Source organism: Acidicapsa borealis (assembly GCF_059115245.1).
Window position 1 is genome coordinate 25129 of the sequence record NZ_JCACNY010000001.1, and the last position, 13863, is coordinate 38991.

Consider the following 13863-nt stretch of genomic DNA (forward strand, 5'->3'; position numbering starts at 1 on the left):
TATGAATTGGGGCCGCCCAGGATGGGAGGATTGGGGGCCGATGATGGATTGGTCTGGCTGCTCCGGTGGTAATTCGCCTGCCTGAAACAGTCTGGAGACGTTCGCAGCTTTCAGACCTGATAACAACGTAATAACTTAAGGCTCTTCGAGTAAGCGTCCTGTGTCAACCTGAGACGGCGAAATTGTTATGACGTTAACGACCTGCTTCCAGTCGTTCTCATCGCCGGAAGGTGCATCCTGCCACCTTCACTTTATCGCTCGATTCGCCCGCAGAGACTCATGTTTTCCCATCACATCAGGGCATTTCGGATGATCACTTTGGCCGATTTAACACCTCGTTTCCCACCGCAAGAGGCGTTCCAGCCAGTGGTACAGGCGGTATCCTGAAGACAGCGCCCGCTCCTCCAGAATTCATGTCCGACTTCGCCCAAACCGTGAAACAGCAGGCCGACATCGTCAAGGTGATCGGCGGCTACATCCGTCTGCGCAAGGCGGGAGCGCAAAACTACTCCGGCCTCTGTCCTTTCCATAAAGAGAAGTCGCCGTCGTTTTCCGTACATGCCGGCCGGCAGTTCTTCCACTGCTTCGGCTGCGGCCAGTCCGGGGATATCTTCAGCTTCGTCAGCAAGATAGAGAACGCCAGCTTCCCGGAATCGGTCCGTATCGTGGCGCAAAAGTGCGGCATTCCGCTGCCCAAGCGCGAGTACAACTCGCCAGAAGAGGCCGCCGAAGCCGGAATGCGGCGTAAGCTGCTGGACCTGCACGAGGCCGCAGCAACGTGGTTCGAAGAACAGCTCCGGTCGCCGGAGGGTGCCTTGGCCCGCGAATACCTCGCCGGGCGCGGCGTCACGGCGGAGGCAATCAAGACATTCCGCATCGGGTACGCGCCGGACAACTTCAACGGCCTGCGCGACAAGCTCGCGCCGATGGCTGACGGTGAGACTCTGCGAGCATCCGGTCTTTTCAGTTCGAAAGATACGGAAGACCAGGGCGGCAACGTCGTTCAGGGGCGCCTTTACGACCGCTTCCGCAAGCGCGTCACCTTCCCGATCGCGAATGAGTCAGGACGAGTTATTGCCTTTACTGCCCGCGCTTTAGAGACAGGCGACAAAGCGGGACCGAAGTACATCAACTCCCCCGAAACGCCGCTTTACTCGAAGGGTCAGGTCCTCTTCAATCTCGACAAGGCCAAAGCCCAGATGCGCGCCGCCGAGTGGGCCTTGCTCGTCGAGGGCCAGATGGACTGTATCTCGGTCTACATGCGCGGCATCCTGAACGTGATCGCCACCAGCGGCACAGCCTTCACCGAGCACCAGGTGGCCCTGCTGCGCCGCCAGACGACCAACGTCATCGTCAACTTCGACCCCGATGCCGCCGGAGCCAATGCCGCCGAGAAGTCGATCGGCCTTCTGACCGAGGAGGGATTTTCGATCAAGGTCATCACCCTCGATGGCGGCCTCGACCCGGACCGCTTCATCCGCGAGCGCGGCGTAGAAGCTTATGTCGCGGCCATCAAGGGAGCCCGCCGCCAGTCGGATTATCTGATCGAGCGCGCCCGCCAGCAGTTTCCCGGAGCCAATCCCGAATCCAAGATCAAGGCGATGAACTACCTGCTTCCCCACATCCGGCGCATTCCGCAGACGCTGGAGCGTGGCCAGTTTGCCCACGACGCAGCGCAGAAGCTGGGCATCGACTCCGCTGTGTTGCAGGATGAACTACGCCAGGCTGCGCTCAAGCGCCAGGATCATCTCGACGCCCGTGTCGAATCCCGCACGCCAACGGTGACCGAAGTCGAGCGCATCCTGCTCCGCGCGCTGGCCACGAACGAGGCCTGCTGGCACACCGCCAGCGGCCCGATTCTGGAGCATCCGGAGTGGTTTGAGCATCTTTCGGCATTTCAAGCCCTGCTGGCCCTGGCTGCGCAACCCGCTCCGGACCCGATGGTGGCGGTCCAAGATCCCGGCCAGCGCGCCCTCGTCGCCCAGGTGCTGCTGCAGGAAAATCATCCGCCCGATGAAGTGGCGGTTGAGGGCGCCCTGCACGGTCTCCACTTGCGCCGTCTCGAAAACGAGCAGCGTGCCCTGCGTGCGCAGATCGCGGAAGCCGAGCGACGCGGAGACTTCGCCGAAGTGGCCGCTCTCTCCCAGCGCAAACTAGCCGTAGATCGCGAAATCCGCAGCTTGCACCAGTAGTGATGAGAGAAAACTGCATATACTTTTACCAGCATCCGACTGGAGGTTGACACATGATCCTGGAACTCAAACCTGAGCACCAGAAAATTCTCGAACAGGAGATCCTGTCAGGCAGAACGCTGGAGGAAGTGCTGGATCAGGCGTTTGCAATTATCCAGGCGCAGCACGACATGGACGATTGGTTGATTGAGAATCGCGAAGAAATCGCAACTCAGATTGAAGAAGGGTATGCACAGGCTGAGCGAGGCGAATTGCTGGATCCGGACCAGGTCAGACAAATGCTGCAGGAACGTCGCCAAAATCGAAAGACAGCATGAATTATGTCGCATCCATACCGGTTAACTCCCAGAGCGGCGAATGATATTGACAGAATCTGGCACTACATCTCGATGGACAATGTGGATGCTGCGAACCAGGTTGAGGAAGCGATCTACAGCGCGTGTCATCTGCTCGGTACGAATCCTATGATGGGATCGGTTCGTAAAGGCATCACCAAACGTCCGATTCGATTCTGGCCTATTCCCGCGTACCCTAACTACCTCGTCTTATACATACCGGAGCCCAGCCCGGTCCGAGTTATCGGAATCGCGCACGGAAAGCGGAATATGCGGAAATTGCTGAAATCCATGCCGATCTGATTGCGTGCTGGCGACTTCTTGACCAAAGATGGCGATTTGGAACTAATTTCCGAGTTATAGCATCTATATACACAGAGCGAGACCGCAGGAATACGGCCCCGCCCCGACTGCAAGGCGAAAATACTTGACTTTGTCAGGGGTTCTGCTGTTAATCCGGGAGGTTCGCTGTGGTATTCTTGTATTCTCTGAAGGATGTGCGCCCCATTGCCCCACACATGAGCCACGGCTCGCGGGCAGGCCAAAATAGGCCACTTGCGCTGAATATCCTGATCCGAGCAACTCAACCGGACATCGCTTCCCGATGTTGTGGGTCGCTTTTGCCTGTACGGCATCGGTTTGCCGGGCGTGCTGAATTATTTTTCAGCGCCCACTTTGGCACCGGAACCGTTCATCGCAGTGCGCCTGCTCCCAGAAGCGGTCCAGAATTTTCGCGCAGGAGATGTGAGCGCCTTGGCTATTGACGACAAATTTGAAGACGATATTTCCAGCCTGATCGACACCGGCAAGGATAAAGGCTATCTGACCTACGGCGACGTGAACGACATGTTGCCCGACGATATGCATAATGCCGACGATCTGGACGACCTGATTACCACCATTGGTACTCAGGGCATTGATCTGCTCGACGGGCCCAAGTTCGGCGATAAGGACTTCGACCAGGAAGACGGCGAAGACGTTGAGCTGGACCTGACCCCGGGTACCCTTGAAAAGACCAACGACCCCGTCCGCATGTACCTCCGCGAGATGGGCACCGTGCCGCTGCTCACCCGCGAAGGCGAAGTCGAAATCGCCAAGCGCATTGAGCGCGGGCAGCTTCGCGTGCTCAAGTCGCTTTCCCGTTCGCCCGTGGTGATACGCGAAATCGTGGCCCTCGGAGAGGACCTGAAGCGCGGCGTCCGCAACGTGAAGGAAGTGGTCACGTTCGATGAAGAAGAGCTCACCGAAGATGTAGTGCAGGCCCGCGTTCGCGCCACGGCCGGCCGCATTGACGCGCTCGTAAAGCACCAGAAGAAAATCTTGCTGCTCAACGAGAAGCTCGAAACCCTCGCAGCCAAGACCAAGGCTCGCGAAGCGCGCAAGACCCGTTGGCTTATCGCCCGCGAAATGGTCTTGATCTCGCGCATCGTTCGTGAACTGAAGTACACCGGCCAGGAAAAGAAGCGCCTGCTCGACAAGGTCAACAAGACCGTCGAGATCATGCGTTCGCTCGAGCGGCAGATCAAGTCTCTCGACCAGAAGCACGATGCTTCGAAGTCTGAGGACCTGAAGAAGGAATACCGGCGCCAGCAGAAGAACTGCCGTATCGACCTCGAAAAGGTTGAGTCGGAAGCCGGCGTTACGGTTGTTGAGCTGCGCCGCACGCAGCGCGAAATGATCCAGGGCGACATGGACGCCGAGAAGGCGAAGCGCGAGCTCATTGAAGCCAACCTTCGTCTCGTCGTGTCGATCGCCAAGAAGTACACCAACCGCGGACTTCAGTTCCTCGACCTGATTCAGGAAGGCAACATCGGCCTGATGAAGGCGGTGGACAAGTTCGAGTATCGCCGCGGCTACAAGTTCTCGACCTACGCAACGTGGTGGATTCGTCAGGCCATTACCCGCGCCATCGCGGATCAGGCCCGTACGATCCGCATCCCGGTGCACATGATCGAGACCATCAACAAGCTCATCCGCACCTCGCGTCAACTGGTGCAGGAGCTTGGCCGCGAACCTTCGAGCGAAGAGATTGCCCGCCGCATGGACATTCCCGTCGCCAAGGTCCGCAAGGTACTCAAGATCGCGCAGGAACCGATCTCGCTCGAAACCCCGATCGGCGAAGAGGAAGATTCGCATCTTGGCGACTTCATTGAAGATCGTCAGGCTGTCTCGCCCTCTGAGGCCGTGATCAGCGTGAACCTAAAGGAGTACACCTCGCAGGTCCTGCGCACCCTGACCCCGCGTGAAGAGCGCGTGATCAAGATGCGCTTCGGCCTCGAAGACGGCTCCGAGCACACGCTCGAAGAAGTCGGGCAGAGCTTCCAGGTCACCCGCGAGCGTATCCGCCAGATCGAAGCCAAGGCGCTGCGCAAGCTGCGTCACCCCAGCCGCAGCCGCAAGCTGCGCGCCTTCGTCGAAGGCGTCAAAGAGCTCTAAGCATTTCGACAAGTCTCAAACATCAAGCCGCGATCCCAACCAGGGTCGCGGCTTTTGTTTTGCCCGCAGATTGCTGTTAGAAAACGCTTCTCAGCAATTCGTACGAAGAGTATGCTGCCGCCATGACAAAACCGAAGCCCGCTGCGATTGCCGTGAATCCTTACCGGTTCGACCCCTACAAGAACCATCGCTTCGACGCATTGCCGCCCGGCGACACTCCGGAAGACGCTCCGCCCGCGGCAGCGCCCGTAAGGAAGAAAAGCGCAAAAAAGGCTGCGCCTGCGAAGAAGGCAGCGGCTGCCAGGAAAGCCCCGACAAAGAAGGCTGCTTCGGTAAAGAAAGCTAAGCCGGCCAAGAAAGCATCTGCGAAAAAGCCTTAGGCAACTGCTGATTTTCAAGTTTGTCTCGAACGCGGCGAATGAGGCAGAGTCCCTGACTTACAATGGCTGCGCGGAACGCAAGCCGCTCGAGGCCCTATGACAACCAATCGCTCGCTACGCTGGATCGCACTGTTCATGCTCGCCGTTGCGTCAACCGCTTATTCGCAAACTAGCCCCGAAGCACCCAACGACGCCGGACTCACCGGCACATGGATCGCCCACTGGATGGGCCCCTACGGCGACACAGAACTCGTCTTCCGGCTCAAGTCGGTCAATGGCAAGATCACTGGCAGCGAAGGCCTACCCTTCGGGGACCCTCCGATCATCGATGGCCAACTCACCGGCAACGAATTCCATTTCACCGTCGCAATCGACCGCTACGGCAGCATTCAGAATCGCGAAGCCACCGGCAAGATCGTTGGTGACACGCTCGAGATCAATCCCGCGATGCCGCTTCCGCCACCGCCCGCGGCGGGTGGTCCGCCGCCGGGAACTCCGTCTCCAATGCAGGGTGCGCAGAAGGGGCCGGTCATCGCGCATCGCGGAACTCCGTTCCCGTCGTATCGTGCGGCGCCGGTGGACTACGCAAGCCTGCCCAAAGTCGAGGTGCCCGCGATCCATCAGGTTCCAGCCAACGGCCTTGCCAAGACTCCACCCATGGGCTGGAACAGCTGGAACAAGTTCCGCACCAAGATCGATGACAAGACCGTGCGCGAGATGGCCGACGCCATGGTGTCAACCGGCATGAAAGACGCCGGCTATGTCTACATCAACATCGACGACGGCTGGGAAGATAAGCGCGACGCCAACGGTATCCTGCATCCCAACCCCAACTTCTCGGATATGAAGGCGCTCGCGGATTACGTGCACTCCAAGGGTCTCAAGCTGGGCATTTACTCCTCACCCGGACCCCTGACATGCGCCGGCTTCACCGGCAGCTACGGGCACGAGACGGAAGACGCGAAGATGTATGCGTCCTGGGGCATCGACTACCTGAAGTACGACTGGTGCAGCGCCTCCCGTGTCTGGAAAGACCCGGACATGCACGCCGTCTACCAGCGCATGGGCGACGCGCTCAAGGCAACCGGCGCACCCATCGTCTACTCGCTCTGCCAGTACGGCCGGTCCGAGGTGCAGACGTGGGGAACGCAGGTCGGCGCGAACCTCTGGCGTACCACCGGCGATATCCGCGACCGCTATGACTCGATGGACAAGATCGGCTTCGCGCAGACTGAGCTAGCGAAGTACGCCGGCCCCGGCCACTGGAACGATCCTGACATGCTCGAGATCGGCAACGGTGGCATGACGACCGAAGAGTACCGCATGCACTTCAGCCTCTGGGCGCTGATTGCCTCGCCGCTGATCGCCGGGAATGACATTCGCACGATGACTCCGGAGATTCGCGACATCCTGCTCAACAAGGAAGTGATCGCCATCGATCAGGATGCGCTCGGCGCAGGCGGTACGCAGCTCTCAGCAACAGGCGATCTGGTCGTCTGGACCAAGCCGCTGGCCAACGGCGACTATGCCGTGGGCTTCTTCAATCGCGGCACTACGGCAGGCGAAGCGCACATCGACTGGAGCCAGATCAACTGGAAGGGCAAGCATAAAGTGCGCGACCTCTGGGCCCACGCTGACAAAGGCGCAACCGCCGATGGCTACAAGGCCAACGTCGCTCCGCACAGCGTGGTCATGATCCGCGTCAGCAAGTAGAAGGCAAGGGCAGGGCAGGTGAGCGCAGGTATACTGCGCTCACCACCGCTCAAGGAGAATGCCCTTGCTCCGCACCGCCCTCAAGCTCTCATTTCCTCTCGCTATCTGCATTGTTTTTCTCCAGTCCGCTATCGCGCAGACCCGCACGCCAACGATCGATCAGTCGCTCGAGATGCAGAGCGTTTCCAACCCGCGTATCTCGCCCGACGGCAAGCATGTCATCTACGAACAGACGAGGACCAACTGGGACGCCAACGCTTTCGAAACCGATCTATGGATCGCCGATACAGCCACCGGTGCGCGCCATCGCCTTACCGCGGCGGCAAAGTCCAGCAACGCGGCAGCCTGGTCGCCGGATGGCCAATGGATCGCGTTCCTCTCCGATCGCGCGGCCCAGCTGGCCGGCTCACCCGGAGGCAAGCGTCAGGTGTACTGGATGCCCGCCGATGGTGGCGAAGCGCAGCAGCTGACCAAGATGGAAGAGGGCGTAGGCGGCTTCGAATGGGCGCCGGATTCGAAGCACATCGCCATCGCCGCCGAGGCTCCCGAGACCAAGGCCTCCAAGGATCGGACGGAGAGCTTCGGTGAGTACCGCGTCATCCACGCGGACTACACGATGACGCATCTCTGGCTTGTCGATCTACCCACGACCGACGCCGCTGGCCGCACCGCCGCCATCGGTGAGCCGAAGCTCCTGACAGCAGGCGACACCTTCACCGTCGGCAGTTTTGTCTTCTCGCCCGACGGCAAGCGCATCGCCTTTGACGCGCAGCGCGATCCGGACCTGATCTCCGACTTTTCCTCGGATATTTACACCGTCACCGTTGCGGACAGCTCGGTGAAGAAAATCGTGTCCACCGAGAGCCCGGACAGCGATCCGCAGTGGTCGCCCGATGGCTCGCAGATCGCTTACACCACCAGTAACGGCAGCAAATTCTTCTACTACACCAACCGCCACATTGCGGTCGTCCCAGCCGATGGCGGCACACCGAATGTGCTCTCAGCCAGCTTCGATGAAGACCCGGATCTTCTCAAATGGGCTCCCGAAGGCATCTACTTCTCCGCGCTCCAGAAAACGAAATCAGCACTTTTCCTGCTCGATCCGGGCACCAAGTCCGTGAAGCAGATTGCAACGCCAGGCAGCGAATTCGCCGGGCAGTTCTCCTTCTCGAAAGACTTCAAAGAGATCAGCTATCGTGGCGCAGGCACGAACCAGTTTCCCGAGATTTACGCGACAGCTCTGCCCGCTGCTACGCCCGTCCAGATCACGCACCTTGCCGATCAACTCAGCGGCTTCGACACCGCGAAGAGGGAAGTGGTCCAGTGGAAATCGGGCGACGGCACAACCGTCGAAGGCGTGCTCTACAAGCCAGCCGACTTTGATCCGAAGAAGAAGTACCCGCTGCTGGTCGTCATCCACGGCGGACCAACCGGTGTCGACTTGCCGCTCATCGCCCCCGACCGCTACTACCCGATGGAGCGCTTCGTCGCCAAAGGTGCACTGATCCTGCGCCCCAACTACCGCGGCTCAGCAGGCTACGGCGAGAAGTTTCGCTCGCTCAACGTGCGCAATCTCGGCGTAGGCGACTACGCCGATGTCATCTCCGGCGTTGACTCGCTCATCGCGCAGGGCTTCGTGGACAAGGACCGCGTCGGCTCGATGGGCTGGAGCGAAGGTGGCTATATCTCAGCCTTCATCACCACGTCGAGCGACCGCTTCAAGGCAGTGTCGGTCGGCGCCGGCATTTCGGACTGGGCGACGTATTACTACAACACCGACATCACGCCGTTTGCCCCGCAGTACCTGCACGCCACCCCGTCAGATGATCCTGCAATCTACGCGAAAACCTCTCCGATCACCTACATCGCCAAGGCAAAAACACCCACGCTGATTCAGCACGGCGGCGCGGATCGGCGCGTGCCCATCGCGAACGCCTTCGAGTTGCGCCAGGCGCTCGAAGATCATGGCGTTCCGGTCAAGATGGTGGTGTACGACGGCTTCGGCCACCCCATCAACAAGCCCAAGCAGCAGCGCGCCGTGATGGAGGAAAACGAGAACTGGTTCAATCACTACATATGGGGCGATCCGCTGGCTCCAGCGCTTACACCGGTAGTGAAGCCGGAAGCCAAGGCAAAACCGGACGCGAAATAAGAGCGTCTGAAGAGGAGCGGGCTTAGTGGAGCAGATCTTCGCTCCACGCCCGCTGCATTGCCTCGGCCAGCTTTTCCTGGTGGCGCTTGCCTTCCTTGTTCGCGTACATCGCGGCATCGGCGGAGCGCTGCAGGTCTTCCTTCGTGGTGCCGTCGTCGGGATAGACAGCCAGGCCAACACTGGCTGACCCAAGGAAGCGGATGCCCTCGATCTCAAACGGCTCGTCGAAGCACCGTTCCATCCGCATCGCGATCTCCTCTGCATCCTCACGGCCATGCAAGACTGGCACCAGCGCAATGAATTCGTCCCCGCCAATGCGGGCAAGGATGTCGCCGCTACGCAGCTGGAACTTCATTCTGCCGGTCGCAGCCTGTAGATAGAGGTCGCCCATCCGATGGCCATACTGGTCGTTGATCTGCTTGAAGCGGTCCAGGTCGACGTAGATAAGACCGAAAACCGTCGTCTGCGAACCCTGCATCAGGCGATCCAGGTGCTTCTCCATGCTGAAGCGGTTGGGAATATCGGTCAGCAGATCGTATTCGGAGCGATGGCGCAGGTCGGTATACAGACGGCGGGTATCGATAGCCAACTCCGCCAGCCTGGCGCCAGCGCCCAGAGCGGAAGCGATCTCCTTGTCCGGTGAGGTGCGTAGCAACGGCGTAGCCAGCAGCAATCCCAGCCGGGTGCCGTCGGGGGCGAACAACTCCCTGTAAACAACGCCGGGGCCGCTCGGCCGCTCCAGCTCGGCATTACTGTCGCCTTCCCCCTGGAGCTCAAACCAGCAAGAAGCCCCATAAAGCCGGGAGGAAACCATGGCAGCAATCTCCCGCAGCACATCCTGCAACGGCTCGGAGCTGCTGATCAGCTCCAGGATGTGGCTCCGCTGCAACTCCTGCCGCGCCAGCCGCCGTTCGCGAATCGCATCCTCCTGGCTCTGTTTCGCCAGGATGGCGTTCTGCTGGCGCACCCGCCGGTCCAGAATGCCTGCCCAGATCATCGCCAGCAGAATCACGACGCTCAAACCCGTGCTCAGATAACCCAACCGTCGCGCCGTCCACCAGCCCGGCGAGTTCACCACGACGATGTCGTCCATTGACCGCATGCGTAATTCAAACCACAGCCGGTCATGCCAGTGATTGTCCGTATCGACAAAGCAGACGCCCGTCACACGAATTGTGCTGCCCACCGTTGGCAACGGCAGATCGCCGTTGGCATTGGACGCATTGGAAGAGCGTTGCCGCAGCGTCGCAGAAAAGAGATGACCTTCCGATTTAACGACAATCATATCGGCCTGGCTGTCAGGCACGACGGCCACGACTTCCCCCTCCATTGAGACCAGATCGAAGGCATACTCTCCCATCGACGCGTCTTCCCAGGAGATGGTGCGTGGTTGCGTCCGTTTCGCCTGCTTGAATTCCCGAATCTGGCCGTTCTCCAACTGCACGGTTTCCTGGTCGACCGAAGGAAAGCCGATCGCCTCTACACCTGCACCGGTCTGCAGAGCCTGTTGCGAACGTGTTTTTACCAGGGTGCCGACGCCGTGATTCTCGACCACCGCCAGGCTGCCCGGCTCATAATAGGTGAGCGTACCGATAATCCGCACTCGCCGGCTCTGGTTGTTGTTGCGGTATGCGGAAATGACGCTCTCCATCGGGAGAGCCGGAATCGCCCACGGATCGGAGGTTTGCGAAGTTAAAACAACCAAATCTTCCGCGGAATTGATGTTGAGCAGGATTCCCGACATCTGCACGCGACCGTCGAACTCCCCTCCCGCCACACCCGTCAGGCGGACCTGGGCGTCCAGAAGATCTTCCGCACGCAGGCTGCCCGGACGTGCGATCACGCCGTCGATCGCACCCCCTTCCATGCTTAGACGAATGCGAAGAGCATCGCCCGGCTTCGTGCCGTCTGTCGTGGCCGCGAGCACCCGTCCCTTCACCTGGACGTACTGGCTGTCCCACTTGGCCTCAATGAGGTCTTCAAATTTCGCCGGCTGCGCTGCAGGCAGCTTTCCATGCGAAATCAGCCGCACCTGGCTGCTTTCAATCTCCGGCCGGAAGCTGTTGTCGGTTACGCCGGTAATGGCTACGCGGTCGCCCGGCCGAAGACCAATATCCGAACTGAACAGGACATACACACCGAAACCGTTGTCCTGAGCAAAGAAGTCGTGTCCGGTCGGGGGCGTCCAGGTTACAGTCGCTTCCAACTCCACGGGAATCTTCTTGCCGGCTTGCTCGCCCGTTAGCGCCACCACCTGTTCTACGCGGGTAATCTTTGCTGGCGCTTCCGCCGCCAGGCAAACCAAAGGAAAGCAGGCACATGCGAAAACTACAAACCAGAAAACCAGGTTTGGGAGCACAAAAGTCCGAAACAGGCCGAGCCGGGGCTGAGGCCCCAACTGTTGCAGTGACCTTTGCGACAAGCGTCGCGGCACCTGTTCCTGTGACATCCTGGCTCTGTCCATTTCCATTCTGCATTTCCCGGTGTGCAGAAAGCCCCGGTCAACCTGTTTGAGCCCTCTAGGGATTCATCGCCAGTCTCGCACGGACCGATAGAGCACCGGCTGGAAAACTCAAACTATTGATGCCAATCATCTTCTCACGGGAAAAGTTACTTTAGATATACCCGAAATGTACCAGAACGGGCACGCATGTCATAAGCCAGATCAATCTGCTCTAATACCCGGTTGGCGTATCCGCACTTTTTCGTCCAGCGAAAAATCTGACGCGATCCTTCACGCGCCACAAAAGAGGCTTCCATGCAAAGCGAATGCACCGAGATTCAGGTTCCAGAGACATTGATTCACTCCTCCCTACCATCCGAATATGGCCACGGAGGCGCACAATCGCTCCCCACTCGGCGTATCCGCGTTCTTGGTGTCCCTCTCGATCTTGGCGCTGCCCGCCGCGGCGTCGATATGGGCCCCTCAGCGGTCCGTGTCGCCGGCTTGCAGGCGCGCCTTGCCGCCCTGGGACATCGGGTTACCGACGGCGGTAACATCCGCGTAGAAATTGCCGAAACCCAGCAGGCCGGTGATGCCAACGCTCGATTCCTCAACCAGATAGCCGAAACCTGTACGCGTACCGCCGAAGCCGTCCTTCAGTGTCTCGAGGAGGGCATGACTCCGTTGATCCTCGGCGGCGACCATTCGCTCGCCGCAGGCAGCGTCTCAGGCGTGGCCGAGTTCTACCGCCGCGCGGGAAAGAAAATCGGCATCCTCTGGATCGACGCCCACTCCGACTTCAACACTCCCGCGACGTCGCCCTCCGGAAACGTCCATGGAATGCCCTTGGCCGCGCTCCTTGGGCTGGACGTGCCGACAGACGCAGTTCAACCAGACTTGCCCGGTTCGTCCGGTTCGCCTGGCCTGCAAGGAACGCATATCTCAGAGGCAGGCGGCGAATCGGCCTCTGAAGGCACTCTCGCCCCGCTGAGCCGGATCTTCGGCTACTTGCCCAAGATCTCGCCGGAGAACACCGTCCTGCTCGGCGTCCGCGACATCGACGCTGCCGAGCGCGACAACCTGCGCCGTGCCGGGGTGGCCGCCGTCTACACCATGCGCGACATCGACGAGCGTGGCCTGCGCACCGTCATGGAAGAGGCTCTGGCCATCGCCGGCAACGGCACCGCCGGCTACCACGTCTCGCTCGACATGGACTTCATCGACCCGGAAGACGCTCCCGGCGTCGGCACCCCAGTCCGCGGCGGCGCAACCTATCGAGAAGCCCATCTGGCCATGGAAATCCTCGCCGACCACAACCGCCTGCTCAGCTTCGAAATCGTCGAAGTAAATCCAGTCATCGACGAACACAACCGCACCGCCGACCTGGCCGTGGAACTAGCCTGCTCCGCTTTTGGGAAGAAGATTTTGTGATGCTGCATTCTGCATGAAGGGCGAGCTGGTTCTGCGGCATAATCGAGGAGGAGGACAGCCATGACCATTACTCTCGACATCCGCCCAGAAATTCAGGATGAGCTTGTGCGTCAGGCTGCTGCCCAGGGCGTGGCGGTTGGAGCCTACGCCGCCGGTCTCCTTGAGGAAGCTGCCAATGCAGCATCCGACAAGCCCGCGAGCCCGCTTGCAGCCAAGGACATGGTTGAGCTGTTCGCACCGCTTCGGGGCCTCAACCTCGATTTCGAGCGCGATCGAGACACAGGGCGAGATATCCATCTGTGAAGGGATATTTGGTCGACACCAATATTCCCTCTGAACTCACCCGCGAACGACCGGACTCGCATGTAACCACCTTTCTCCAAAGTGTCGACAAAAACAGCGTTTTTCTGAGTGTCATGACGATTGGCGAAATCTGTAAGGGGATTGCATCGCTTCCTTTCAGTCAAAAGCGGACCGCGCTTGAGGCTTGGCTGAAAGTTGACGTCCGTTCCTGGTTTGCAGGCCGCATCTTGCCAGTCTCAGAAGACATCGCCGAACGCTGGGGCCATTTGGCTGCAGCCAGAAAGCTGCAAGGAAAGCCGTTGGCGGTTGTCGATGGTGTAATCGCCGCGACTGCCCTTCATCAAGACCTGACAATCGTCACCCGCAACACTCGAGACTTTACTGGTCTGGGCATGGAACTGTTGAATCCCTGGGAACCATAAGAAGAGCATTCCAATCCGGGGCGTCAGAACCGATGCCTAGGAATCTACAATCGAAG

General features: G+C 59.7%; 11 protein-coding genes. 10 read left to right on the forward strand and 1 reads right to left on the reverse strand.

Annotated features, from left to right (window positions below; genetic code table 11):
* Positions 1 to 413 precede the first annotated feature (413 nt).
* The 7 genes from dnaG (at position 414) to AC5S27_RS00125 (ending at position 9208) form a co-directional block, all read left to right on the forward strand.
* Positions 414 to 2192, forward strand: a complete 1779-nt coding sequence (gene dnaG / locus AC5S27_RS00095) for a DNA primase (protein ID WP_493932586.1) — start codon at positions 414 to 416, stop codon at positions 2190 to 2192.
* A gap of 53 nt (positions 2193 to 2245) precedes the next feature.
* Positions 2246 to 2509: a hypothetical protein gene (locus tag AC5S27_RS00100; RefSeq protein WP_493932587.1), complete on the forward strand. Its 264-nt coding sequence runs from the start codon at positions 2246 to 2248 to the stop codon at positions 2507 to 2509.
* A gap of 3 nt (positions 2510 to 2512) precedes the next feature.
* Positions 2513 to 2830: a type II toxin-antitoxin system RelE/ParE family toxin gene (locus AC5S27_RS00105; RefSeq protein ID WP_493932588.1), complete on the forward strand. Its 318-nt coding sequence runs from the start codon at positions 2513 to 2515 to the stop codon at positions 2828 to 2830.
* Between the two features lie 450 nt (positions 2831 to 3280).
* On the forward strand, positions 3281 to 4963 hold the full coding sequence (rpoD, locus tag AC5S27_RS00110; protein WP_493937248.1) for an RNA polymerase sigma factor RpoD: 1683 nt from the start codon (positions 3281 to 3283) through the stop codon (positions 4961 to 4963).
* A gap of 122 nt (positions 4964 to 5085) precedes the next feature.
* Complete coding sequence (locus AC5S27_RS00115; RefSeq protein ID WP_493932589.1) at positions 5086 to 5343, forward strand: hypothetical protein; 258 nt, start codon at positions 5086 to 5088, stop codon at positions 5341 to 5343.
* A gap of 96 nt (positions 5344 to 5439) precedes the next feature.
* Positions 5440 to 7056 (forward strand): glycoside hydrolase family 27 protein, encoded by a 1617-nt coding sequence (locus tag AC5S27_RS00120; RefSeq protein WP_493932590.1) that lies wholly within the window; start codon positions 5440 to 5442, stop codon positions 7054 to 7056.
* A 64-nt stretch (positions 7057 to 7120) separates the two neighbouring features.
* A complete protein-coding gene (locus AC5S27_RS00125) occupies positions 7121 to 9208 on the forward strand; it encodes an alpha/beta hydrolase family protein (RefSeq protein WP_493932591.1) in 2088 nt (695 codons plus the stop codon).
* A gap of 22 nt (positions 9209 to 9230) precedes the next feature.
* Here the strand turns inward: AC5S27_RS00125 and AC5S27_RS00130 are convergent, their stop codons facing one another.
* Positions 9231 to 11657 (reverse strand): diguanylate cyclase domain-containing protein, encoded by a 2427-nt coding sequence (locus tag AC5S27_RS00130; protein ID WP_493932592.1) that lies wholly within the window; start codon positions 11655 to 11657, stop codon positions 9231 to 9233.
* 309 nt (positions 11658 to 11966) lie between these two features.
* On the opposite strand from AC5S27_RS00130, the gene rocF reads away from it, so the two are divergent.
* Genes rocF through AC5S27_RS00145 form a run of 3 tightly spaced genes read left to right on the forward strand, consistent with a single transcriptional unit; the run spans position 11967 to position 13807 of the window.
* Entirely contained in the window at positions 11967 to 13082 is a 1116-nt protein-coding gene (gene rocF / locus AC5S27_RS00135; protein ID WP_493932593.1) for an arginase, read from the forward strand.
* A gap of 60 nt (positions 13083 to 13142) precedes the next feature.
* Positions 13143 to 13385 carry a hypothetical protein gene (locus tag AC5S27_RS00140; RefSeq protein WP_493932594.1) on the forward strand — a complete coding sequence of 81 codons (243 nt, stop codon included), beginning with the start codon at positions 13143 to 13145 and terminating at the stop codon, positions 13383 to 13385.
* An 8-nt stretch (positions 13386 to 13393) separates the two neighbouring features.
* Complete coding sequence (locus tag AC5S27_RS00145) at positions 13394 to 13807, forward strand: type II toxin-antitoxin system VapC family toxin (protein WP_493932595.1); 414 nt, start codon at positions 13394 to 13396, stop codon at positions 13805 to 13807.
* Positions 13808 to 13863: the final 56 nt, after the last annotated feature.

Excerpts from the sequence above, each read along its gene's own strand:
- AC5S27_RS00120 (WP_493932590.1), top strand. The coding sequence starts at position 5,440 with ATGACAACCAATCGCTCGCTACGCTGGATCGCACTGTTCATGCTCGCC.
- AC5S27_RS00105 (WP_493932588.1), top strand. The coding sequence starts at position 2,513 with ATGTCGCATCCATACCGGTTAACTCCCAGAGCGGCGAATGATATTGAC.
- AC5S27_RS00115 (WP_493932589.1), top strand. The coding sequence starts at position 5,086 with ATGACAAAACCGAAGCCCGCTGCGATTGCCGTGAATCCTTACCGGTTC.
- dnaG (WP_493932586.1), top strand. The coding sequence starts at position 414 with ATGTCCGACTTCGCCCAAACCGTGAAACAGCAGGCCGACATCGTCAAG.
- rocF (WP_493932593.1), top strand. The coding sequence starts at position 11,967 with ATGCAAAGCGAATGCACCGAGATTCAGGTTCCAGAGACATTGATTCAC.
- AC5S27_RS00100 (WP_493932587.1), top strand. The coding sequence starts at position 2,246 with ATGATCCTGGAACTCAAACCTGAGCACCAGAAAATTCTCGAACAGGAG.
- AC5S27_RS00140 (WP_493932594.1), top strand. The coding sequence starts at position 13,143 with ATGACCATTACTCTCGACATCCGCCCAGAAATTCAGGATGAGCTTGTG.
- AC5S27_RS00130 (WP_493932592.1), bottom strand. The coding sequence starts at position 11,657 with ATGTCACAGGAACAGGTGCCGCGACGCTTGTCGCAAAGGTCACTGCAA.